Here is a 23,857-nt window from a genome sequence, read left to right on the forward strand (position 1 = left end):
ATGTCCGTGCCTGCCGATTCAACCATAGCCCGCAACAAATCGTTCGACTTTTTCTCCTTCGCGGAGAAGTACGGCGTCGCGCTCGTGCTGGTCGTTCTGGTGGTTTTCTTCGCGGTCATGCAGCCGCGTTTCCTTTCGCTGCGCAACGTCGCCAACATCCTCACCGAAGTGTCGATCTACGGCATCATGGCGGTGGGCATGACGTTCGTGATCCTGACCGCCGGCGTGGATCTCGCGGTCGGTTCGCTGCTCGCGTTTTCGGCGATGTGCGGCGCGCTGCTGGTGCGCAAGCTCGGCGGCGATTTCGCTTTGGCGTGGCTGGTCGGCCTCGGCGTTTCCTGCGGCGTGGGCGCGCTCGCCGGCCTGTTGCACGGCTGGGGGATCACGCGCCTGAACGTGCCGCCGTTCATCGTGACCCTGGGCGGCCTCACCGCCTGGCGCGGAATGACGCTGATCTTCGGCGACGGCGGCCCGGTCGGCATTTTCGACCGCGGCTATCTCTGGTGGGGCCGCGGCTATCTGCTCGGCATTCCGGTGCCGGTCTGGCTGCTGATCGCGGTCGCGCTGGCGGGCCACGTCGTCGCGCGCTACACGCGTTACGGCCGCCAGGTCTATGCCGTGGGCGGCAATGCGGAAGCGGCGCGTCTGTCGGGCGTCGACGTGAAGAAGATCCTCGTCAGCGTCTACGTTCTCATGGGCTTGTTGTCGGGGCTGTCCGGATTCCTGATTTCGGCGCGCCTGGGTTCCGCCGAAGCGGTGGCGGGGCTGTCTTACGAGTTGCGCGTCATCGCTGCGGTGGTTATCGGCGGCACCAGCCTGTTCGGCGGCGCCGGCAGCGTCGGCGGCACCGTGATCGGATCGCTGCTGCTCGGCGTGCTGCTCAACGGACTGGTGATGCTCGATGTCTCCGCGTACTATCAGCAGGTGGTGATCGGCATCATCATCGTCTTTGCAGTGGCGTTCGACACCTATGCGAAGCGGCGGCGCAACGGCATGTGATGCTTTCGACGCCATCGCATGTGACAACGCCGAAGGTAGACCATCTCAGGCGCCGATCTTGACCAGCTCTCCGGTCTTGACCGACTGCGTCGCGGCTTCGGCCAATGCCAGCGCGGCGACGCCATCCGCGTAGCCGACCGATGGCGCGGTGCCGTCGAGAATATCGGCGAAGTGCTCCATCTCGCGGCGATAGGCTTCGGCGTAACGGTCGAGGAAGAAGTTCTGGAAGCGGTCGGCGGCGGCGCCGCTTTCGGTCCACGCCTGCACGGTGCTCTCGGTGACGTTGTCGGCGCGGATCATGCCGTTGGATGCGTAGGCTTCGATGCGCTGGTCGTAGCCAAAGCCGGAACGGCGGCTGTTGGAAATCACGCACAATTTGCCCGAGGCGGTCTTGAGCACCACGCGCGCAGTGTCGACGTCGCCGAGTTCGCCGATCGCAGGGTCGACGAGGCAGCTTCCCGCGGCCCAGACTTCGCTCACTTCCTCGCCGAGCAGCCAGCGCGCCATGTCGAAATCGTGGATCGCCATGTCCTTGAACAGGCCGCCGGAGACGGCGACGTAGGCCGGCGGCGGCGGGGACGGATCGTTCGAGGTGATCTGCAGGCTTTCGAGCGCGCCGACGGTGCCGGCATCCAGCCGCGCCTTCAATGTCTGGAAGTTGGGATCGAAACGGCGGTTGAAGGCGAGGAACAGCTTCGCGCCGCTCAATCGGTCCGCGGCCGCACGCGCACGCGCGAGGTCCTGGTCGATCGGTTTTTCGCAGAACACGGCCTTGCCCGCTGCGGCCGCGCGCATGCTGTAGTCGAGGTGCGTGTCGGTGGAACTGGCGATGACGACGCCGGCGATCGACGCGTCGCCAAGCGCCTGTTCAAGCGTGAGCACGGACGCGCCATGCTCGCTTGCGAGCGATTGCGCGGCCTTCGGGTCGAAGTCGACGACGCCCGCAAGCTCGATGCGGGGATTGAACGCGGCGTTGCGCGCGTGGATGCGGCCGATGCGTCCGGCGCCGACGAGTGCGATCTTGTGCATGGTGGTGGTTCCTTAAAGAGTAACGACTTTGCCGTGACGCATGGATTCCTCGCAGGCCTCGGCGAGCGCGAGCGCGGCGATGCCGTCGGCGTAGCCGACTTGCGGGACTTCGGTGCCGTGCAGCACATCGGCGAAATGATGCAGCTGGTTGCGATAGGCCTCGCGGTAGCGCGAGCCGAAGTCCGGATGGATCGGCGTGGCCGTTGCACCCGTTTCGGTCAGCGTCTGCAGCGTGTCGCGGTGCGCGTTGCCGGCCGCGAGCATGCCGCCGGAGCAGAACGCCTCGATGCGCTGGTCGTAGCCGCAGCCGCTGCGCCGGGTATTGGAAATCACGCACAGGCGCCCGGATGCGGTCTTGAGCACGGTGCGCGCGGTATCCACGTCGCCGAGGCGGCCGATCTCCGGATCGACCAGGCAACTGGCGCTCGCGAACACCTGCACGGGTTCTTCGCCGAGCAGCCAGCGCGCCATGTCGAGGTCGTGGATGGTGAAATCCTTGAACAGGCCGCCGCTGGTCGGGATGAAGCCCGGCGGCGGCGAGGCGGGATCGTGGTTGACCAGATGCAGCGATTCGATCCGGCCGAGTTCGCGCACGTCGAGCCTGCGCTTGAGGGCGCGGAAGTGCGGGTCGAAGCGGCGGTTGAAGCCGAGCAGGAAGCGCGCGCCGGCGAAGTGCGGCTGCGCCTCGCGCACCTTTCGCAGATCGAGATCGATGGGCTTTTCGCAGAACACCGCCTTGCCCGCGGCCACGGCCGCGAGCGCGTGGGCGAGATGCTGGTCGGTCGAACTGCAAACCAGCACGCCTTGCAATTCGGGGTCCGCCAGCGCCTGATCGAGCGCGGCCGTCCGCGCGCCGAATTCCGCCGCCGCGGCGCGCGCGGTTTCCTCGCGCGGGTCGACCACGTATTTCAGGCGCAGGCCCGGATGCCGGGCGGCATTGAGTCCGTGCACCCGGCCCATGCGGCCCGCACCGACCAGGGCGACACCGATTCGCTTCATAATAGGCTCCGCAACCGTCATTTGTAATAAATTTTCAAAAATTATACGAAATAGAATATTTGGTGCCAAGATGCCCGCAACGTTCGCGGCGGTATCTTCGGCTTCGTTCATCGTCAAGGAGAATCCGATGGTCGAATTGAATTCCGCTCCGGCCAGCGCCGAAGAACTGCGCCAGGCGATCCTGGGGCGTTACAAGACGCTGAGCAAGCGCCTGCAGCAGATCGCGCGCTACGTGCTCGACGAACCCAACGCCGTCGCGCTGGAAACGCTGGCCGTGCTGGCGGAACGTACCGGCGTGCAGCCGTCGGCGATCGTGCGTTTCGCCAAGAGCTTCGGTTTCGACGGCGCGGCGCAGATGCAGCGCATATTCCGCAACGGGTTGCTGTCGTCCAATGCTTCGCTCGGCTACGGCGACCGCGTGCGCGAATTCTCCCGCACGGTGGACGGGAAGCGCGTCAACGCGCCGGCGCAGGTGCTGGCGGAATTCATCGAGGGCAACGTCATGGCCTTGCAGCATCTCGAGGAAATCGTGGACAAGGCCGCATTCGCCAAGGCCGTCGATCTGGTCGCGCAAGCCGACACGGTGTACGTGGCCGGGTTTCGCCGCTCGTATCCCGTTGCCGCCTACTTGGCCTACTCGCTGCATCAGGTCGACAAGCGCGCGGTGCTGATCGACGGCGTGGGCGGCATGACCCGGCAGCAGTTTCACGGCCTCACCCGCAACGACCTGCTCCTCGTGGTCAGCTATCACCCCTATGCCGAGGAAGCGATACACCTGATCGAAGGGGCGGTGGAAAAACGCTGCAAGGTGCTGTCGATCAGCGATAGCCTCGTCGGCCCGATCGCGCAGCCCGCCACGCAGGTGCTGCAGGTGCGCGAGGCGGAGATCCGTAAGTTCCGTTCGTTGTCGGCTTCGATGTGCCTGGCTCAGGCGCTGGTGATTTCCTACGCCTTCGCCGCAACGGTCAAGGCGCGCAATCCGTCGGCGCTCGGCGCTCGCCGCGGCGGCGCGGCGAAGCAATAGAACCGAAGTTGAAACAAATATTGCGTTCTAAAAAAATATGGAATATATTTTCTAAAAGGGCGATCCTGATCGCCCAATGGAATGACGGGGGACGCTGGGCATGCAGGCGCAACATTCACTGGATCTGATCACCATCGGGCGTTCGGGAATCGATCTGTACGGCGAGCAGATCGGCGGCCGGCTCGAAGACATGACTTCGTTCGCCAAATACGCCGGCGGCAGTCCGACCAACACGGCGATCGGCGCGTCGCGGCTCGGCTTGCGCTCCGCGCTGCTGACGCGCGTCGGCGCCGATCACTTCGGCCGTTTCCTGCGCGAGCAGCTCGCGCGCGAGGGCGTCGACGTGCGCGGCGTGCGCGAGGATGGCGATCGGCTGACCGCGCTGGTGTTCCTCGGCATCAGCGGCCCCGACACGTTTCCCCTGATCTTCTACCGCGAGAACTGCGCCGACATGGCCTTGTCGACGGACGACGTCGACGCGGACTTCGTGCGCTCGGCGAAGGCGGTGGTGATCAACGGCACGCATCTCTCGCGCGACAACGTCCTCAAAGCATCGGTGCGTGCTTGCGAGATCGCGCGCGCGAGCGGCGGCAAGGTCGTGTTCGATATCGACTACCGGCCGGTGCTGTGGGGACTGACCGGCAAGGACCAGGGCGAGAATCGTTTCGTCGCGCACGAGGCGGTCACCAAGCGCCTGCAAGAGGTGCTGCCGCTTTGCGATCTCATCGTGGGCACCGAGGAGGAAATCCACATTCTCGGCGGCACCACCGACACGGTTGCCGCGCTGCGCGCGATCCGCACGAAAACCGCGGCGCTGCTGGTGTGCAAGCGCGGCGCGAAAGGCTGCGTGGCGTTTCCCGGCGCGATCGGCGACGACCTCGACGCCGGCGTGGTCGGCCGCGGCTTCAGGATCGAAGTGTTCAACGTGCTCGGCGCGGGCGATGCGTTCATGGCCGGATTCCTGCGCGGCTGGCTGCGTGGCGAGCCGCTGCCGACCTGCTGCGAATACGCCAACGCCTGCGGCGCAATCGTCGTTTCGCGCCACGGCTGCGCGCCGGCGATGCCGACGTGGATCGAGTTGCGTCAATTCCTCGATGCGCCGACACATGCGTTCCGCCTGCGCGAAGACGCCGATCTCGAACACGTGCATTGGGCGACGACGCGCAACGGCCGCTGGGACGAGTTGACGGTATTGGCGATGGACCATCGCAGCCAGTTCGAGGAGATTTGCGACAAGACCGGGGCCGACCGCTCGCGCATCGACGAGTTCAAGAAGCTCGCGCTGCGCGCGGTGGATCGGCTGGCGCAAGGCGACCGCCGTTTCGGCGTGCTGCTGGACGGACGCTACGGCATGCGCGGACTCGAAGACGCGGCCGATCGCCCGTACTGGATCGGACGCCCGATCGAATTGCCCGGTTCGCGCCCGCTCGAATTCGAATGCTCGGCCGACGTCGCCACCGAGATCGCGACCTGGCCCGCCAATCACGTCATCAAGTGCCTGGTCTTTTACCACCCCGACGATCCCGCCGATCTGCGCGAACGCCAGGAGCGGCAGTTGCTGCGCCTGCAGGACGCCGCGCGCAAGACGCGCCACGAACTGCTCGTGGAAGTCATCGCTTCGCCCCACGGCCCGGTCGATGCGCACACCGTTTCGCGCGTGATCCAGCGCCTCTACGATCTGGGCATGAAGCCGGACTGGTGGAAACTCGAACCGAGCGACGACGCTGCGGCGTGGGCGAACGTCGATCGCACGATCCGCGCGAACGATCCGTATTGCCGCGGCGTGGTGCTGCTCGGCCTGTCCGCGCCGGAAGAGAAATTGATCGCCTCGTTCCAGAGCGCGGCGGCCGTGCCCGTGGTCAAGGGGTTCGCGGTCGGCCGCACGATTTTCGCTGACGCCGCCGAGCGCTGGCTGTCCGGCGCGATCGACGACGACGCGGCGGTGACCGACCTGGCCAATCGTTTCGGCGTTCTCGTCGACGCCTGGCGCGCGGCGCGCGCGCAGGTGCGACGCAGCGAGGTGGCATGAGATGACGACGATCCGTTTGACCGCCGCGCAGGCGATGGTGCGCTGGCTCGGCGCACAGTACGTCGTCGTCGACGATGCGGAGGTTCCGTATTTCGCCGGCGCGTGGGCGATCTTCGGCCACGGCAACGTCGCCGCGCTCGGCGAGGCCTTGTATGCCGGCCGCGACGCGTTGCCGACGTTCCGCGCGCACAACGAGCAGGGCATGGCGCACGCGGCGATCGCCTATGCCAAGCAGATGCGCCGGCGGCGCGCGATGGTATGCACCACGTCGATCGGGCCCGGTGCGACGAACATGGTCACCGCGGCGGCGCTCGCACACGTCAATCGCCTGCCGGTGCTGTTCGTGCCTGGCGACGTCTACGCCAGTCGCCGCCCCGATCCGGTATTGCAGCAGGTCGAGGCGTTCGGCGACGGCACGGTCTCGGCCAACGACTGTTTTCTCCCGGTATCGCGCTACTTCGACCGCATTACGCGACCGGAGCAGTTGCTCGATGCGTTGCCGAAGGCGTTGGCGACGTTGCTCGATCCGGCAGCCTGCGGTCCGGTCACGCTCGCGTTCTGCCAGGACGTGCAGGCCGAGGCATTCGATTACCCGCTCGCTTTCTTCGAGCGCCGCGTATGGGGCGTGCGCCGCGCGATGCCCGATGCGAACGAACTCGATGCGCTCGCCGCGGCGATGCGCGCGTCGAAGCGCCCGCTGATCGTCAGCGGCGGCGGCGTGCTTTACAGCGGCGCGGAAAATGCGCTGGCCGCGTTCGCCGAAGCGACCGGCATCGCGGTGGCGGAAACGCAGGCCGGCAAGGGCGCGCTGGCGTGGAAGCACCCGAGCGCCCTGGGTTCGATCGGCGTCACCGGATCGAGCGCGGCGAACGCCGCGGCGCGCGAAGCCGATCTCGTCGTCGGCATCGGCACGCGCCTGCAGGACTTCACCACCGGCTCGCGCAGCTTGTTCGCGGACAAGCCGCTGTTCCAGATCAACGTGCAGGCGTTCGACGCGCACAAGCACGGCGCCGTGCCCGTGGTCGGCGATGCGCTGCGCACGATCGAAGCATTGCATGACCGTCTGCGCGGTTGGCGCGTGGCCGACGAAGTGCGGGCCCGCGATGCCGCCGCCGTGGCCGCGTGGAACGCCGACGTCGACGCCGCCGTGGCCGCCGCGCCGGGACGGACGCTGCCGAGCGACGCGCAGGTGATCGGCGCGGTGCAGGCCGCGGTTGGCGACGACGCGGTGGTGGTATGCGCGGCGGGCGGCCTGCCCGGCGAGCTGCACAAGCTCTGGCGCACGGCCAAGCCCGGCGGCTACCACCTCGAATACGGCTATTCGTGCATGGGCTACGAAATCGCCGGTGGTCTCGGCGTCAAGCTGGCCGAACCGCGGCGCGAAGTCGTCGTCATGGTCGGCGACGGCAGTTATCTGATGATGAACTCGGAACTCGCGACTTCGGTGATGCTTGGCGTGAAGCTGGTCGTCGTGCTGCTCGACAACCGCGGCTATGGCTGCATCAACCGCCTGCAGCAGGCGACGGGTTCGCCGGGCTTCAATAACCTGCTCGCCGATGCGCGGCATGCCGTCTTGCCCGAGATCGATTTCGCCGTGCACGCGCGCAGCCTCGGCGCGCACGCCGAACACGCGGCCACGCTGGATGAACTTCGCGCCGCAATGGAACGCGCGCGTAGCATCGAACGCTCCTGCGTCGTGGTCATCGATACCGATCCGCTGAAAACCACCGAAGCCGGCGGCTGGTGGTGGGACGTCGCCGTCCCGGAAGTTTCCGACCGCCCCCAAGTCAACGCCGCGCGCCGCGATTACGAGCAGCGCGTGCGCATGAAGAGAGACCTGTCATGACGATACGTTTCGGCGTCAGCCCGATCGCCTGGGCCAACGACGACATGCCCGAACTGGGCGGCGACACGCCGCTGCCCAGCATCCTCGCCGACATTCGCGACGTCGGCTTTGCGGGCGTCGAGCTGGGCGGCAAGTTCCCGCGCGATGCCGCCACGTTGAAGCCGTTGCTGAGCAGCTACGGCCTGGACTTGATCGGCGGCTGGTACAGCGGTTCGCTGCTGGTGCAGGACGCGCAGGCGGAAATCGCCGCGCTACAACCGCACCTGCAATTGCTCGAGGCGATGGGCAGCGACGTGTTCGTGTTCGCCGAGACGAGCAATGCCGTGCACGGCAACTGCGGCGTGGCGCTGACCGGCACGCCGCGCCTGGCCGCGGGCGACTGGGCGCGGTTCGGCGCGCGCATGACCGAAGTCGCCGACTGCATCGCCGCACAGGGATTGAAGTTCGCCTATCACCATCACCTCGGCACCGTGGTCGAGCGCGGCGAGGACGTCGACGCGTTCCTGCGCAACACCGGCGCGTCGGTCGGGCTGACGCTCGACACCGGCCATGCCACGCTTGGTGGCGTCGACTACCTGCGCCTGATCCGCGAATGGCCGCAACGCATCGCGCACGTGCACTGCAAGGACATCCGCCGCGCGGTGTTCGAAAAGTGCCGCGGCGACGGCGCGAGTTTCCTCGATGGCGTGCTCGCCGGCATGTTCACCGTGCCGGGCGACGGCAGCATCGACTACGACGCGGTGATGCGCGAGCTGAAGGCGATAGGCTACTCCGGCTGGATCGTGATCGAGGCGGAGCAGAACCCGGCATTGGCGCCGCCGAAGCCGTATGCGGCGAAGGGCTTGTCCACGCTGCGCGAAGCCGCGGCGCGCGCGGGGCTGGCATGATGTCGCGCCTGCGCGTTCGCCCGCGTTTGCCGGCCGCCGACGGCATCGTCATCGACATCACGCCGCAGAGCGCGGGCTGGAAGCACGTCGGTTTCCGTCTGGCGCGATTGGCCGACGGGCAGCGTCATGAAGGCTTCGATGCCGCGCGCGAAACCTGTCTGGTGCTCGTCGCCGGCACGGCCGATATCGTTGCCGGCGAAACGCGATTCGACAATGTCGGCGGACGCGCGTCGCCGTTCGAGGATCGCGCGCCGGGCGCGGTCTACGTGCCTGCGGGCGTGAAGTATGCGGTGACGGCGCGCGGGCCGGTCGAACTCGCGGTCTGCACCGCGCCGGGATCGGCGGCGCGCGAACCGCGCCTGATCGGCGAGGCTCGGATGCCGCGCGAGGTGCGCGGATCGGGCACGAACACGCGCTACGTGCGCAACATCCTGCCGGAAAGCGAACCCGCCGACAGCCTGCTCGTGGTCGAGGTGATCACGCCGGCCGGGCACTGGTCGAGCTATCCGCCGCACAAGCACGACACCGCGACGGCCGGCGGCGAGACGGCACTCGAAGAGACCTACTACCATCGCATCCATCCGGCACAGGGCTTCGCGTTCCAGCGCGTCTACACCGATGGCCGTTCGATCGACGAAACCATCGCCGTCGAGGACGGCAACGTGGTCATGGTGCCGTGCGGCTACCACCCGGTCGCCGCCGCGCACGGTTACGACCTCTACTACCTCAACGTGATGGCCGGCCCCGAGCGGCGCTGGCTGTTCCGCAACGATCCGGACCATGCCTGGATCGTCGCGCCTCCGAAACCCGCGGGAACCTGACCATGCGCAGCATCGAACATTTCGTCGGCGGCCACAGCGTCGCCGGCACATCCGGCCGCTACGGCGACGTTTTCAATCCGAGCACCGGCGCCGTGCAGGCGAAGGTGGCGCTGGCATCCGCGCAGGAGCTCGACCGCGCGGTCGAAAATGCCGCAGAGGCGCAGCGCGATTGGGCCAAGGTCAACCCGCAGCGCCGCGCGCGCGTGATGTTCGAGTTCAAGCGCCTGCTCGAAGCGAACATGGATTCGCTCGCGCGGCTGCTGTCTTCGGAACACGGCAAGGTGCTGTCGGATGCGCGCGGCGACATTCAGCGCGGGCTCGAAGTCATCGAGTTTTCCTGCGGCATTCCGCATCTGCTCAAGGGCGAGCACACGCAAGGCGCGGGACCCGGCATTGACACGTATTCGGTGCGCCAGCCGCTCGGCGTGGTCGCCGGCATCACGCCGTTCAATTTTCCGGCGATGATCCCGATGTGGATGTTCGGCCCGGCGATCGCCAGCGGCAACGCGTTCATCCTCAAGCCGTCCGAGCGCGACCCGTCGGTGCCGGTGCGGCTTGCCGAGCTGATGCTCGAAGCCGGATTGCCCGAGGGCGTGCTCAACGTCGTGCACGGCGACAAGGAGACCGTCGATGCGATCCTCAGGCACCCGCAGATCCGCGCGGTCAGCTTCGTCGGTTCGTCCGACATCGCTCAGGCCGTGTATGCCGAGGGCGCGCGCCACGGCAAGCGCATGCAGTGCATGGGCGGGGCGAAGAACCACGGCATCGTGTTGCCCGACGCCGATCTCGACCAGACCGTCGCCGACGTGATCGGCGCCGCCTACGGCTCGGCCGGCGAGCGCTGCATGGCGCTGCCGGTCGTCGTGCCGGTGGGCGAGAAGACCGCCGATGCGTTGCGCGAAAAACTGCTCGTCGCGATCGATGCTCTGCGCATCGGCGCGTCGGAAGATCCGCAGGCGCAGTACGGACCGGTCGTCACCGCCGCGCACAAGGCGCGCATCGAGGACTACATCCGCATCGGCGTGGAGGAGGGGGCCGAACTGGTGCGCGACGGCCGCGGTTTCTCGCTGCCCGGCCACGAGGGCGGTTTCTTCCTCGGCGCGACGCTGTTCGATCGCGTGCGGCCGGAGATGAAGACGTACCGCGAAGAAATCTTCGGCCCGGTGCTGCAGATCGTGCGCGCGGACAGCTTCGAGCAGGCGCTGGAATTGCCGTCGCGGCATCAATACGGCAATGGCGTGGCGATCTTCACGCGCAACGGCGATGCGGCGCGCGAGTTCGTCGACCGGGTCGAGGTCGGCATGGTCGGCATCAACGTGCCGATCCCGGTGCCGGTGGCCTATCACAGTTTCGGCGGCTGGAAGCGTTCCGGTTTCGGCGATCTCAACCAGTACGGAACCGACAGCGTGCGCTTCTTCACCCGCACCAAGGTCGTCACCCAGCGCTGGCCGAAGGGCGGCGCCGTGACGGACCAGAGTTTCGTGCTCCCGACGATGCGCTGACAGACTGCGCCGGAGAGGATCGTGGCGGTAAACGTTCTGAAGTTCTTCGCCAGGGGTGAGGACGCGCCGCCGATCGCCGACGCCGCGCGCATTGAGGCGCTGTACAAGCGCCATCGCCTGCGCGTGATGCTCGCCATCACCCTCGGCTACGGCTTGATCTACACCTGCCGGCTGGCGCTGGGCATGGTCAAGAAGCCGCTGATCGACGGCGGCGTGTTCTCGCCGGCCGATCTGGGCACGATCGGCTCGGCGCTGTTCTACACCTACGCGATCGGCAAGCTGACCAACGGATTCCTCGCCGACCACGCCAACATGAAGCGCTTCCTCGGCGCGGCGTTCCTCGCGACCGCGCTGTGCAATCTCGCGATGGGGGCGACCACGGCGCTATGGGCGGCGGTGCTGCTGTGGGGATTGAACGGCTGGTTCCAGAGTGTGGGCGCACCCGGCTGCGTAGTGGCGATGACGAACTGGTTCTCCAACCGCGAGCGCGGCCGCACCTACGGCGTGTGGAGCACCGCGCACTCGATCGGCGAAGGCCTGACCTTCGTGTTCGTCGGCGGCGTGGTCGCCGCGTTCGGCTGGCGCTGGGGTTTCTGGGCGCCGGGCCTGATCGGCGTGGTCACTGCGCTGGTTTGTTTCGTGCTGATCCAGGATCGCCCGAAGACCTTGGGCCTGCCCGCGGTCAACGACTGGAAAGGCGAACTCTACGCCGAGGCGAAGCAGGAGTCCGGCGTACCCGCGCGCGATGCCGCGTCGGTGCTGAAACTGCAATTGTCGATATTGAAGATTCCCGCGATCTGGATTCTGTGCCTGTCCAGCGCGCTGGCCTACGTGACCCGCTACGCGGTCAATTCGTGGGGCGTGCTGTACCTGCAGGAAGCGCGCGGCTACTCGCTGCCCGAAGCGGGTTCGCTGCTGATGATCAACACGGCGGCCGGCATCGCCGGCGCGATCGCTTTCGGCGTCGTCTCGGACAAGGTTTTCGACGGCCGCCGCCCGCCGGTCAATCTGTTGTTCGGTGTGTTCGAGCTGCTCGGCCTGCTGCTGATTTTTTTCGGCCCGGACAGTACGCCCGTGCTGATCGCCGGCATGATCCTGTTCGGCGCGGGCATGACCGCTCTGGTCACGTCGTTCGGCGGTCTGTTCGCGGTGGACATCGCGCCGAAACAGGTGGCCGGCGCGGCGATGGGCGTGATCGGCGTGTTCAGCTATATCGGCGCGGGATTGCAGGAACAGGTGTCCGGCTGGCTGATCCAGCGCGGCATGACCACGGCCGGCGGCGTCCACCACTACCAGTTCGGCCCGGCGATCGCGTTCTGGATCGGCAGTTCGATCCTGGCCACGCTGCTCGCCACCAGTCTCTGGCGCACCGAGTTGAGGAATTGAGGAACCACGACATGCTCCATCCTTCGCAGGATCTGCAGGCATTGATCGATGCCGCAATGGCGGCCGGCGCCGGTTTGCGCCGGCGCTTCGAGAATCTTGCCGATCTCCGCGTGCGCAGCAAGAACGGCCCGGCGGATCTGGTCTCGATCGCCGACGAGGAAGCGGAAAAAGCGGCCCGCGCGATCCTCGAGGCCGCGCGTCCGGACTACGGCTTTCTCGGCGAGGAAGGCGGTTCCGCCGCCGGCGACGGCTCGCATGTGTGGATCGTCGATCCGCTTGACGGTACCACGAATTTCCTGTTCGGCAATCCGCTGTGGGGAGTCAACGTTGCCCTCGCGCGCGACGGCAAGGTGATCGCCGGAGTCACCTGGTTGCCGATGATCGACGAGTTGTACGTCGCCGAGGAAGGCAAGGGCGCCTGGCTCAATGGCCGGCGCATCCATGTTTCCCATCGCGCCGCGCTGATCGAGGCGGTGCTGGCCTGTGGCATTCCGTTCGCAGGCAAGCCGGATCATGCGTTGTTCGCGCGCGAGATGGCGTTGCTCACTCCGCAAGTTTCGGGCATTCGCCGCACCGGCGCCTGCGCCGTCGACATGGCCTGGGTTGCCGCCGGCCGTTGGGATGCTTATTGGGAACGCGCGCTCAACGCCTGGGACATGGCGCCCGGCGTGATCCTCGTGCAGGAAGCCGGCGGGATCGCTACATCGGTCACTGGTGCGCCTTTGGATTTACGCGGAGGCAATGTCTGTGTGTCCAATGGCGCGGTGCATGTGGTCCTCGTCGATGTACTCAATCGCAGTCTTGCAGCGTGAGGCGTGCCGCTACTTCAATGCCCGGATCATGATGTTGCGGAACCACACGTCCGCGCCGTGATCCTGCAAGGCGATCTTGCCGGAGCTCGACATGCCGAAGCCGGGCATGTCGCGGAACTTGCTGCCGGCGATCAGCTTCTTCCAATTTTCATTCCATAGCGTCGTCTCGACCACGACGGTGCCGTTGAGCTTCTCGACGAAGCGGCCGTGGTCGCTGATGATTTCGAGGCGGTTCCATTCGCCGGCCGGGCGCACCGCTTCGGGCTTGCCGGCGATCAGGTCGTACAGGTCGCCGGCGCGATGCTTGTCGAACTTCGCATCCTCGGCGGCGACGTTGTCGAGCACCTGCGATTCGATGCCGGTCTGCCACGGATACTTGTGCTGCGGGCCTTCCTGCACGTAGAACATCACGCCGCTGTTGCCGGCCGGCGCGATCTTCCAGTCGAGCTTGAGATCGAAGTTGGCGAACACGCCGGCGTAGACGATGTCGCCGCCGTCGGGTGCCTGCCAGCCGCCCTTCTTGTTGCTCGTGTCGAGATGCAGGCTGCCGTCGTCGACCGACCAGGCCTTGCCGATCGTCTTGTCGTTGTAGCGATGCCAGCCCGCGGTCGACTTGCCGTCGAACAGCAGCTTCCAGCCTTCGCGCTGTTGCTCTGCCGACAGCGTGTTGGCCGCGTCGGGTTTGGCCGATTCGGCGGCGTGTGCGGCAAAGCTCAAGGCGGCTGCGCAAAACACTGAGAAATACTTCATTCGTTTTTGTCTCCGATGAATTGCGATATCACCACGCCCAGAACGTCTCGCCCTTGTACGGCACCACGCCTTTGTACGGGCCCGGAACCGGGCGATAGCGCGCAACGCGCGTCGCCCCCGCTTCCGAAGTGAAGAAGCTCATCAGCGTCAGTTGCTTGCACAGCGTGAACCAGTGCGGCGGCTGCCCGCGATTGTCGCCGGCTTCGCGCGCGTGGCGTTTGGCTTCCGCATCGATATCGACCAGCAGCGTTTCCTTTTGCTTGCCGGTGCAGCGGATGAAGTCGATGCCGTAGGCCTTGTGCGAACGCGCATCGATGTCGACGAGACCTGCGCGCAGCACGGCAAGGTCGGTCGGGTTGTAGCAGGCGGCCGAGTAGCGCGCGATGTAGGCGCCGACCTGCGCGTCCTTCGCGCCGGGCGTGTCGGTGCGCGGCAGGATCGTCTCGGCGATTTCGTCGAGCAGCGCGACCTGCGCGGGCGCGTAAACGCCGGTAGCGGAGGCGGCCGCAAAAACGCGATCGCCGCCGACGAACGCGGCGCCGGTCAGCGCGGCGATCGTGCGCAGCAGTTCGCGGCGATCCATCAGACGATCCTCCCGTGCTTCTCGAGCTGATCGGCCGCGTGGTTCGCCGCGCGCGCGGTCAGCGCCATGTACAGGATCGACGGACTCTGGCTGCCCGTGCTCGTCATGCAGGCGCCGTCGGTGACGAAGACGTTGCGGCACAGGTGCATCTGGTTGTGCGCATTGAGAATCGAGGTCTTGGGATCGCTGCCCATGCGCGCGCCGCCCATCTCGTGGATGTCGAGGCCGGGCGGCCAGTGATTGTCGTTCGCGCTGACGTTGGCGAAGCCCGCGGCTTCGAGCATCTTGCGGCCTTCGCCGAGGAAATCGCGCACCATGCGCTCGGCGTTGTCGTCGTAGCCGACCGAGATGACGAGCTGCGGGATGCCCCAGGGGTCCTTCTTGTCGGGCGACAGGCGCACGTGGTTCGCGGCGTTCGGCAGCGTCTCGCCCTGCATGTACATGTAGGCCGTCCACTTGCCCGGCCGGCTGATCGCCTCCTTGTACTTCGCGCCGATCGTCTCGCCGTGGGTGTCGTGGTCGTCGATCAGGCGCCGGCTCGCGCCGCTGAAGATGACGTAGCCGCCGAGGAAGTCGGCGTCCTGCTTGTCGACGTTGCGGAAGTTCGGAATGATGTTCTCGGCCGGCTTGTAGACCTCGTAGTACGAGTCCTCGAAACCCTCGATCTCCGCGCTCATGCCGGCGCGGTAGTTGTGGAAGCCCACGTACTTGCCGAGCACGCCGTGGTCGTTGCCGAGGCCGTTCGGGAAGCGATGCGATTTCGAGTTGAGCAGGATCAGCGTCGAGTTCAGCGCCGACGCGTTGACGAAGACCACCTTCGCGTTGAAGACCAGCTCCTCGTGCGTATTCGCGTCGATCACCTTGACGCCGCTCGCCTGCTTCGTCGCGTCGTCGTAGAGGATCGAGTGCACGACCGAAAACGGGCGCACGCTGAGGTTGCCCGTTTTCTGCGCCCACGGCAGCGTGCTCGCGTTCGAACTGAAATAACCGCCGAACGGACAACCGCGCATGCACAGGTTGCGGTTCTGGCAGGTCGCGCGGCCCTGCTTGCGGTGGATTTCCTGCGCGTCGGTGATGTGCGCCCAGCGCCCGGAAACGTAGTGGCGGCCGAACCTCTCCTTGAGCGTGCGGCGCAGATGCTGTTCGACGGTGTTGAGTTCGTAGGCGGGCAGGTAGTCGCCGTCGGGCAGCGTGGCGATGCCCTCGTGGGTGCCGCAGACGCCGATGAACTTCTCGACGTGGCCGTACCACGGCGCGACGTCGTCGTAGCCGATCGGCCAGGGGATGCCGTAGCCCAGGCGCCTGGGCGCGTCGAAATCGCTCGGCGACCAACGCGCGCAGGCTCGCCCCCAGATCAGCGACTTGCCGCCGACCTGGTAGCCGCGCACCCAGAGGAACGGCTTCTCCTGCACGTACGGGTGGTCGGCGTCCTCGACGAAGAAATGTTTGGTCGTCGCGTCGTAGCCGGCTGCGCGCGAGATCAGCGGATTGGCCTCGTTCCACGCGCGCGGGTTGTCGCCGCGCAGATCCATGTCCCAGCGGCGCAGCGACATCGTCGGATAGTCCTTAGATGTGCTGCACGTCGCGGCCGCGTTCGAGCACGAGCGTCTTCAGGCCGCGGTCGCAGAGTTCCTTCGCCGCCCAGCCGCCGCTGATGCCGCTGCCGATGACGATCGTGTCGTAGTGCGTTTCCATGGCCCGATTGTGCGCATGAAACACGCAATGCGCCAGCGCGGTTGCCATCCCTGCGGACCGTATCTACGGCCGATTGCGCGGAACGGCGTCAGGCCTGGCGCTGACGCATCCACGCCGAGAACAGGTCGGGCCATTGCGCCGCGGGCGAGTCGATCGCCGAGTGCAGGCCGAAGCCGTGTCCGCCTTTCTCGAACAGATGCGCTTCGATCGGCACGCGCGCACGCCGGCATGCCGCGATCCAGCTCAGACTGGATTCGACCGGCACGACGTCGTCGTCCATGGCGTGGAAGACGAATGCGGGCGGCGTATCGCCGCGCACGTGTTCGGCGGGCGAGTGCTTGGCGACCTCCGTCGCGGAGGCATTCGGACCGAGCAGATTGTCGCGCGATCCGGCATGTCCGGCGCCCGGCATCAGGCTTGCGACCGGGTAGCCGAGGCCGACGAAGCGCGGGCGAGCCGACAGCCTGTCGGCGTCGTCGACGGCGGCGTAGCAGGATTCGTCGAACGCGGTCGCCAGGTCCGCGGCGAGATGGCCGCCAGCGGAAAAGCCGAGCACGCCGATGCGTGCGGGATCGATGCGCAAGGCCGATGCCTGCGCGCGCAGCAGCCGCATCGCGCGCTGCGCATCGGCGAGCGGCACGCGGCTGCGATTCTTCCAGCCTTCTCCCGGCAGGCGATAGGTCAGCACGAACACGCTCGTACCGAACGGCGCGAAGCGGTGTGCGACGTCGATGCCTTCGTTCTGCAAAGAGACGAAACCGTAACCGCCGCCGGGAATGACGAGCAGGGCGGACCCGTCCGGGCGCGATGCGCGGAACACGTTGATTTCGGGCCGCACGATGCCGCTGGCCGCGAGTTGCCGCGCGCCGCGGGTGCCGTTCATGACGAGCGATGGCGTCGGTGGCTTGGCCGGCATGCCGGGCGCCTCGCCGGGCCACAAGGGGATGCGCTCGGCCGGCGGCCAGGGCGGTACGTCGGGAGCTTCGGCGGCCGGCTGTGGTGCCGGCTCGTCGGCCCGGGCCGCCTGAGCACCGGCGAATGCGGCCAGGGCGATGCCGCCCAGCAATGCGCGTCGTTGCGGATTCATCGATCGGAACTCCTCTTCAAGCTTTGTGCATCGTCAGGGCTGCCGTTCGTCCGCCGCTTCGCGCGCGAGCGTTGCGAAGATCGCGTCGCGTTTCTTTTCGACGGCATGCGAGGCGGTAAGGAAGGCCGCGACGACCACGGCGCGTCCGTCCGGCCAATGGATGATGCCGATGTCGTTGTGTGCGGCGGTGACGCCCTCGAACGTGCCGGAACTGCCGGTCTTGTGCGCGAGCTGTGCGCCCGAAGGAACGCCGGTCTTGAGCCGGTCCGGCGCGTTCGGCGAGTGCGTCATCATTTCGATCAGGAGTTGGGTCGAATCGCGCGAGGCGAGTTCGCCGCGCCAGAGCTTGCGCAGGAAATCGGCCGCCGCGTCGGGCGTGCTCTTGTCGCGCGGGTCGGCGAGATACGCCGCATGGCCGCGGCGCTCGCGCGCGAGCTTCGCCGCGGCGGATTCGTCGGGCGGCGGCGCGTCGGCATGCGCGGCGAGGCCGCTCGTGTCGTGGGCGATGGCGCGCTCGCCGCGATCCACGCGCATGCCCTCGATGCCGTGCGCGCGCAGGAACGTGGTCACGCCGGCGGGGCCTCCGACGAGTCCGAGCAGCGCATCGGCGGCGACGTTGTCGCTCTGGCTCACCGCGGCATCGAGCAGATCACGCACCGTGAAGACGGCGCTCTCGCCGGCGAAGCGGCCGACCACCGGACTCCAGGTGTCGTACAGATCCTTGCGCGTCAGCGTGACGAGTTGCGCGAGGCACAGTTCGCCGCGATCGACGCGTTCGAGCACGGCCGCGCCGAGCGGCGCCTTGAATACGCTCATCATCGGATAGGCGCGGTCGGCGTTGACGCGCCAGGACCGGCCGCTGCGCAGGTCGAGCACGGCAACGCCTAGCGTGCCAGGCTGTGCACGTTGCGCGAGCGCATCGAGCTGGCGTTGCAGGGCATCTCCGGTTTCGGCGGCAGTCGCCGCGAGAGTCATGGCAGCGAGCATCGCCGCGAGCGCGGATCGGAACAGGCGGAATCGTTTCATGTGGGGCAGCCTTGTGGATGGAGCGATGATAACCGGAGCCAGGATGGCGGCTGCCGATGGCGCGGCGATGGCGGAGCGCGGGCGATTCGAAAGCGATCGCGTGCGACTGCCTTTGCCCGCATGTCGACTTCGCCGCGCGGCCGGCGTATTAGAATCGCGGCATGACGGACAGTTCGCCTCCCGCCGCCGACCTGTACCAGCACATCGTCCTCGACCATAGCCGAGCGCCGCGCGGGTTCGGCAGGTTGGACGCGCCGACGCATGCGGCCGACGGCGCCAATCCGCTGTGCGGCGATGCGTTGCACGTCGAGTTGCGCGTGGCCGACGGGCGCATCGTGGCGTTCGCATTCCGCGGCGAGGCGTGTGCGATCGCGAAGGCGACAGCGTCGCTGCTCGGCGAACGGGCCGTGCGGCTCGATGCGGACGGCATCGCGCGCCTCGAAGCGCGCTTCGAGCGGCTGATCCGCGGCGAGATCGAAGCGGATTCGGCGCTCGGCGATTTGAATGCGCTGGCTGCGCTGGCACACTATCCGTCGCGTCGCAAATGCGCGCTGCTGCCGTTCGCGACGCTGCGCGCCGCGCTCGCGGGTATGCCAAAGACCACGACCGAAGGGAATTCCGCATGACCGCCGTCCGCGAACTGCCGAACGAAGCCGCCGCCGAATTCCGCATCGCCACGCTCGGCGATATCCCGGCGATCGAAAAGCTCGTCACGTCCGCCTACCGCGGCGACGCGAGCCGTGCGGGCTGGACCACCGAGGCCGATCTGCTCGACGGCCAGCGCGTCGATGCGGCCGCCATCGCCGAAATCATCGACAAGCCCGGCAGTCTCGTGTTGCTGCTGTCGCCCCCGACCGGCGCGATGAATCGCACTCCTACGGCCTGCTGCCACGTCGAGAAGCAGGGCGATGCGTGCTACTTCGGCATGTTCGCGGTCGAACCGGGCTTGCAGGGCGGCGGCGTCGGCAAGCTCGTCATGGCCGAGGCGGAGCGCATCGCGCGCGAGGATTTCGGCTGCGCGCGCATGGAGATGACGGTGATCTCGGTGCGCGACGAATTGATCGCCTGGTACGAACGCCGCGGCTACCGGCGCACCGGCAAGTACAAGCCGTTCCCGTACGGCGACGAGCGCTTCGGCATTCCCAAGCGCGATGATTTGAAGTTCGAGTTGTTGGTGAAAGACCTATGAGCGATCGAGTGCTCTTTTTCTTTTGCCGTCATTCCCGCGCGGGCGGGAATCCAGTTTCTTCTTTTATTGCTTGCAGACAGACAGAATCAAGATTCCCGCCTGCGCGGGAATGACGAATACGAGAAGGTAATGACTCGAGAAAACTGGATCCGCGTCTGCGCGCAATCGGAGTTGCTGCCCGGCGAATTCAAGATCGCCTGGGACGGCGACACCGCCATCGCGGTGTTCAACATCGACGGCGAGCTCTACGCCGTCGAGGACGTCTGCACGCACGACGGTGGTGAACTCGCCGGTGGCGAGATCCACGGCTTCGAAGTCGAATGCCCGCGCCACGGCGCGCGCTTCGACCTGCGCACGGGTGCGGCGATGTGCCCGCCGGCGTACGAGCCGATCGCCAAGTTTCCGGTAAAAGTGGAAAACGGTGCAATTTATACGCGCGACGATCGCGATGCGTGATCGCGGAGGTTGCATTCGCCCGGCCTGGAGCTCGGCGGGCCACGGGAATTCGATGCCGGCTTTGGCGTAGATCGGCATCTTTCCCACGCGATCGATCCTCGCCGGCCGGCGAGGGACTATTCGCAGTCCTTTTACCGCGCCATCGATCTCATCCAAGGCTTGACCGGGTATTTACTTTCTGCGATTGCATGACATAATAAGAATGGTTCTCATTTGTATCTTTGATCTTACCTAGCAGCCCGCGTTGCACCGTCGAGCATGGCGGCAGACGAATGGCGTGATGCGAGGGACCGGCCCGTCTGCCGAACAATAAACAGGAGCAATCCATGACCGAACGTCCGTGCGGCCTGACGCCGCTTTGTGCCGCGATGCTGATCGCGTTGATTTCTCCCGCAACTGCCCTGGCCAGCGAGGCCGCGGGTTTTCCCGCCGATGACGGCAACTCCGCCGAAGCGACCGGCAGCCCGGGCTCGGTGGCGGCGATGAGCGGTGCCGATGTCGCCATGGACCCCGATCAGGACAAGGACGAGAAGGATCGGAAAAAGGCGGTCCAGCTGCAGAAGGTTGACGTGAACGGTGTGTACGTGCCCTACAAGAGCGACCAGGCATCCTCGCCCAAGTACACCGAGAACCTGCGCGACACCGCGCAGACCCTCACCGTGATCACGGCCGATCTGATGCAGCAGGAAGGCACGCTGATGCTGCGCGACGTGCTGCGCCAGAACGTGCCGGGCATCACCTTCGGCGCGGGCGAGGGCGGCAGCTATGGCGACAGCCTCAACATCCGCGGTTTCGCTTCGACCAACGACGTGCAGCTCGACGGCGTGCGCCAGAGCGCCAATACCACGCACACCGACATCTTCGACACGCAGGCTGTCGAAGTCGTGCAGGGCGTGAGTTCCGTCTATTCGGGCGCGGGCGCGCTCGGCGGCACGATCAACTACGTCTCCAAGCTGCCGCAGGCGGCGAACTTCGCCAACTTCAGCCTCGGCGCGGGCATGGCCGACTACCAGCGCGCGACCGCCGACATCAACCGCCAGATCGGCGACCCCGACCTCGGCATGGCGTTCCGCCTCAACGCGATGGTGCACAAGAACGGCGTGGAGGACCGCGACGTGACGAGCTATTCGCGCAACGGCATCGCGCCTTCGTTCACGATCGGCCAGGGCACGCCGACGCGGCTCACGCTCAGCTACTACCACGAGCACGACCGCAACATCCCCGAGTACGGCATTCCGCTGCGCAATTTCCAGACGGTGCCAGGCGTCACGCGCAACGAGTACTTCGGCTTCCGCAACATCGACAAGGAAAAGATCAAGGACGACGCGTTCACGGCGATCCTCGACCACGATTTCAGCGACGAGCTGAAGATCCGCAACCTGCTGCGCTGGGAGAACTACTACCGCTACAGCATCACCGACGCGGCCGAGGGGCGCGTCTGCCTCGCGCCCGGCCAGTACCCGCTCGGCACCAACCTGCAGGCGCCCGGAACCACGCTCAAGTGCGGCGCGACGGGCGCGAGTCCGCTCGAGGGCGTCGGCGGTCCGACCTACACGCCGGGTGGCCCGATCGGCAACCTGCGCGACACGTTCAACAAGATTCTCGCCGATCAGCTCGACCTGACCTGGAAGTTCAGGACCGGTACGTTCGACAACACGCTCGTCGCCGGCGGCGCGGTGTCGCAGGAGAAGTACCACCAGAACACCGGCCGCGGATACTACAACGCCGACGGTTCCACCTACCTGCTGACGCCGCAGCCGCTCTACGCTCCGAGCCACACCTTCCTGCAGCCGTTCAACCTATTCGTCACGGGCAAGGCGGACTCGAAGCTCGACAATGCGGCGGTCTACGCCTTCGACACGATCAAGTTCAACGAGCAGTGGCTGCTCGGCTTCGGCGCGCGCGAGGAGCACAACAAGGCGACCTACGTCGGCTACACGGCGACGATCAAGGCAGGCAACGATCCGCCGCTGGGTGCTTACGTGCAGGGAACGCCGCTCGTCAACGACGAGAACCTGTTCTCGTACCGCGCGACGCTGCTCTACAAGCCGCTCGAGTCGGGCAGCATCTATCTCGCGCTCGGCAACTCCAAACTGCCGTCGACTTCGACCGTCAATGGCAGCTGCTCGACGAGCTGCAACGTCGCGCCGCAGACCGCGCTGACCTACGAGTTCGGCACGAAATGGGATTTCCTCAAGGACCGGCTCGCCTTCACCGCGGCGATCTTCCGCACCGACCGCACCAACTATCTCGTCGCTTCGGGCGATCCGACCGTTCCGTACCAGCAGCTCGACGGCAAGGCTCGCGTCGACGGCGCGCAGTTCGGCATCGCCGGCACGATCACCGAGAACTGGATGGTGTTCGCCAACTACGCGCACCTGCGCAGCAAGGTGCTGCAGAGCGTGTCGGATTACACCCTGCAGACCACCGGCGTCGACGCGCAGAAAGGCAATGCGCTCGCGAACACGCCGCCCGATTCGGGCAACGTCTGGACGACGTACAAATTCACGCGTCGGTTCACGCTCGGCTACGGCTTCAACTTCACCTCGTGGGTATGGGCGACGGCGAACAACGCGACCTCCACGGCGATCTACAATCGCGTCAAGGTGCCCGGCTTCGGCGTGAGCAACCTCATGGCGGACTATGCCGTGAACGAGCACATCGACGTGCAGCTCAACGTGAGCAACCTGTTCGACAAGGAATATTTCACCCAGTTGCGTACGGTGTCGACGACCAGCGGTTGGGTCAACCCCGGCGCAGGCCGCACGGCGATCCTGAGCTTGAACCTGAAGTATTGACGAGACTGCAACGGACCGCGGACGCCGTGACCGGCGTCCGCGAGGACCGCAACCATGATGCTGCACATTCCCCAGGTGTTGAATCCCACCCAGGTAAGCGGTTTCCGCGAGCGGCTCGCCGCCGCCAACTGGGCGGACGGGCGCATCACGGCCGGTTACCAGTCCGCGCGAGCCAAGCACAACCAGCAACTGCCTGAGGACGATCCCGACGCGATCGAACTCGGCAAAGCCGTGCGCATGGCGCTCAAGGCGAGCACGCTGTTCTTCTCGGCGGCGCTGCCGCACCGCATCTTCCCCCCGCTGTTCAACCGCTACGGCGTCGGCCACGGCTTCGGCGCGCACATCGACAACGCAGTGCGCTACGACCGCAGCGAACAGGCCGCGGGCAAGCCGGCACTGGCCGTGCGCACCGACCTGTCGGCGACGCTGTTCCTGTCCTCGCCCGACGAATACGACGGCGGCGAACTGGTCGTGCAGGACGCCTTCGGCGAGCAGAAGGTCAAGCTGCCGGCCGGCGACCTGATCCTGTATCCCGCCTCGAGCGTGCATCGCGTCGAGGCGATCACGCGCGGCGAACGGCTCGCCTCGTTCTTCTGGATCCAGAGCATGGTGCGTGACGACGGTGAACGCACGCTGCTGTTCCAGCTCGACGGCGCGATCCAGAAGCTCAACCGCGATCATCTCGATCATCCCTCGATGGTCGAACTGACCGGCGTCTACCACAACCTTCTTCGTCGATGGGCCGAGCTTTGATTGAAAAGTACGTCCAAGGATGGCCGCTTCTTGACTCTCGCGATCAGGGACGAGCGCATGATGAGTAGAGGTATTGAGAAGTGCGGCCATGGATGGCCGCTTTTTGATTCTCGCGATCAGGGACGAGCGCATGATGAGTAGAGGTATTGAGAAGTGCGGCCATGGATGGCCGCTTTTTGATTCTCG

22 protein-coding genes are annotated in these 23,857 nt (G+C 66.4%); 14 read left to right on the forward strand and 8 right to left on the reverse strand.

The window, feature by feature from the left end; genetic code table 11:
* A complete protein-coding gene (locus tag QM741_RS10490; protein WP_415207649.1) occupies positions 1 to 999 on the forward strand; it encodes an ABC transporter permease in 999 nt (332 codons plus the stop codon).
* 45 nt (positions 1,000 to 1,044) lie between these two features.
* Here the strand turns inward: QM741_RS10490 and iolG (QM741_RS10495) are convergent, their stop codons facing one another.
* Complete coding sequence (iolG, locus tag QM741_RS10495) at positions 1,045 to 2,028, reverse strand: inositol 2-dehydrogenase (RefSeq protein WP_415207650.1); 984 nt, start codon at positions 2,026 to 2,028, stop codon at positions 1,045 to 1,047.
* A gap of 12 nt (positions 2,029 to 2,040) precedes the next feature.
* Positions 2,041 to 3,027, reverse strand: coding sequence for an inositol 2-dehydrogenase (gene iolG, locus QM741_RS10500; RefSeq protein ID WP_415207651.1), 987 nt, complete (start codon positions 3,025 to 3,027; stop codon positions 2,041 to 2,043).
* A gap of 70 nt (positions 3,028 to 3,097) precedes the next feature.
* On the opposite strand from iolG (QM741_RS10500), the gene QM741_RS10505 reads away from it, so the two are divergent.
* The 8 genes from QM741_RS10505 (at position 3,098) to QM741_RS10540 (ending at position 13,334) form a co-directional block, all read left to right on the forward strand.
* On the forward strand, positions 3,098 to 4,051 hold the full coding sequence (locus QM741_RS10505) for a MurR/RpiR family transcriptional regulator (protein WP_415207652.1): 954 nt from the start codon (positions 3,098 to 3,100) through the stop codon (positions 4,049 to 4,051).
* Between the two features lie 100 nt (positions 4,052 to 4,151).
* Positions 4,152 to 6,080 carry a bifunctional 5-dehydro-2-deoxygluconokinase/5-dehydro-2-deoxyphosphogluconate aldolase gene (locus QM741_RS10510; RefSeq protein ID WP_415207653.1) on the forward strand — a complete coding sequence of 643 codons (1,929 nt, stop codon included), beginning with the start codon at positions 4,152 to 4,154 and terminating at the stop codon, positions 6,078 to 6,080.
* Between the two features lies 1 nt (position 6,081).
* Positions 6,082 to 7,926 carry a 3D-(3,5/4)-trihydroxycyclohexane-1,2-dione acylhydrolase (decyclizing) gene (gene iolD, locus QM741_RS10515; protein WP_415207654.1) on the forward strand — a complete coding sequence of 615 codons (1,845 nt, stop codon included), beginning with the start codon at positions 6,082 to 6,084 and terminating at the stop codon, positions 7,924 to 7,926.
* Entirely contained in the window at positions 7,923 to 8,813 is an 891-nt protein-coding gene (gene iolE / locus QM741_RS10520) for a myo-inosose-2 dehydratase (protein WP_415207655.1), read from the forward strand. The genes iolD and iolE overlap by 4 nt, the downstream gene beginning before the upstream one ends.
* Positions 8,813 to 9,634 carry a 5-deoxy-glucuronate isomerase gene (gene iolB, locus QM741_RS10525; RefSeq protein WP_415207656.1) on the forward strand — a complete coding sequence of 274 codons (822 nt, stop codon included), beginning with the start codon at positions 8,813 to 8,815 and terminating at the stop codon, positions 9,632 to 9,634. Before iolE ends, iolB begins: the two co-directional genes overlap by 1 nt.
* A 2-nt stretch (positions 9,635 to 9,636) precedes the next feature.
* Complete coding sequence (locus QM741_RS10530; RefSeq protein WP_415207657.1) at positions 9,637 to 11,136, forward strand: CoA-acylating methylmalonate-semialdehyde dehydrogenase; 1,500 nt, start codon at positions 9,637 to 9,639, stop codon at positions 11,134 to 11,136.
* 21 nt (positions 11,137 to 11,157) lie between these two features.
* On the forward strand, positions 11,158 to 12,522 hold the full coding sequence (locus QM741_RS10535; RefSeq protein ID WP_415207658.1) for an MFS transporter: 1,365 nt from the start codon (positions 11,158 to 11,160) through the stop codon (positions 12,520 to 12,522).
* A gap of 11 nt (positions 12,523 to 12,533) precedes the next feature.
* Entirely contained in the window at positions 12,534 to 13,334 is an 801-nt protein-coding gene (locus QM741_RS10540) for an inositol monophosphatase family protein (protein WP_415207659.1), read from the forward strand.
* 9 nt (positions 13,335 to 13,343) lie between these two features.
* On the opposite strand, the gene QM741_RS10545 is transcribed toward QM741_RS10540, so the two are convergent.
* The 6 genes from QM741_RS10545 to bla form a co-directional block, all read right to left on the reverse strand.
* A complete protein-coding gene (locus QM741_RS10545; RefSeq protein WP_415207660.1) occupies positions 13,344 to 14,051 on the reverse strand; it encodes a DUF1080 domain-containing protein in 708 nt (235 codons plus the stop codon).
* Between the two features lie 61 nt (positions 14,052 to 14,112).
* Complete coding sequence (locus QM741_RS10550; RefSeq protein ID WP_415207661.1) at positions 14,113 to 14,667, reverse strand: gluconate 2-dehydrogenase subunit 3 family protein; 555 nt, start codon at positions 14,665 to 14,667, stop codon at positions 14,113 to 14,115.
* Entirely contained in the window at positions 14,667 to 16,220 is a 1,554-nt protein-coding gene (locus tag QM741_RS10555) for a GMC oxidoreductase (protein WP_415207662.1), read from the reverse strand. The genes QM741_RS10550 and QM741_RS10555 overlap by 1 nt, the downstream gene beginning before the upstream one ends.
* Before the next feature lie 13 nt (positions 16,221 to 16,233).
* Positions 16,234 to 16,362 carry an NAD(P)-binding protein gene (locus tag QM741_RS10560; RefSeq protein WP_415207663.1) on the reverse strand — a complete coding sequence of 43 codons (129 nt, stop codon included), beginning with the start codon at positions 16,360 to 16,362 and terminating at the stop codon, positions 16,234 to 16,236.
* A gap of 88 nt (positions 16,363 to 16,450) precedes the next feature.
* Complete coding sequence (locus tag QM741_RS10565; RefSeq protein ID WP_415207664.1) at positions 16,451 to 17,449, reverse strand: alpha/beta hydrolase; 999 nt, start codon at positions 17,447 to 17,449, stop codon at positions 16,451 to 16,453.
* Positions 17,450 to 17,482: 33 nt separating this feature from the next.
* A complete protein-coding gene (bla, locus tag QM741_RS10570; protein ID WP_415207665.1) occupies positions 17,483 to 18,475 on the reverse strand; it encodes a class A beta-lactamase in 993 nt (330 codons plus the stop codon).
* A 161-nt stretch (positions 18,476 to 18,636) separates the two neighbouring features.
* Here bla and sufU point away from each other — a divergent pair, with 161 nt between their 5' ends.
* The 5 genes from sufU (at position 18,637) to QM741_RS10595 (ending at position 23,671) form a co-directional block, all read left to right on the forward strand.
* Entirely contained in the window at positions 18,637 to 19,101 is a 465-nt protein-coding gene (sufU, locus tag QM741_RS10575) for a Fe-S cluster assembly sulfur transfer protein SufU (protein ID WP_415207666.1), read from the forward strand.
* Positions 19,098 to 19,664 (forward strand): GNAT family N-acetyltransferase, encoded by a 567-nt coding sequence (locus tag QM741_RS10580; protein WP_415207667.1) that lies wholly within the window; start codon positions 19,098 to 19,100, stop codon positions 19,662 to 19,664. Before sufU ends, QM741_RS10580 begins: the two co-directional genes overlap by 4 nt.
* Positions 19,665 to 19,793: 129 nt before the next feature.
* Positions 19,794 to 20,120, forward strand: coding sequence for a non-heme iron oxygenase ferredoxin subunit (locus QM741_RS10585; RefSeq protein WP_415207668.1), 327 nt, complete (start codon positions 19,794 to 19,796; stop codon positions 20,118 to 20,120).
* 326 nt (positions 20,121 to 20,446) lie between these two features.
* Positions 20,447 to 22,918 (forward strand): TonB-dependent receptor, encoded by a 2,472-nt coding sequence (locus tag QM741_RS10590; protein ID WP_415207669.1) that lies wholly within the window; start codon positions 20,447 to 20,449, stop codon positions 22,916 to 22,918.
* A 54-nt stretch (positions 22,919 to 22,972) separates the two neighbouring features.
* A complete protein-coding gene (locus QM741_RS10595) occupies positions 22,973 to 23,671 on the forward strand; it encodes a Fe2+-dependent dioxygenase (RefSeq protein WP_415207670.1) in 699 nt (232 codons plus the stop codon).
* The last annotated feature ends 186 nt before the right edge of the window (positions 23,672 to 23,857 follow it).

Origin of the sequence: Rudaea sp., assembly GCF_047601565.1 — a bacterium.
Lineage (GTDB): Bacteria > Pseudomonadota > Gammaproteobacteria > Xanthomonadales > Rhodanobacteraceae > Rudaea.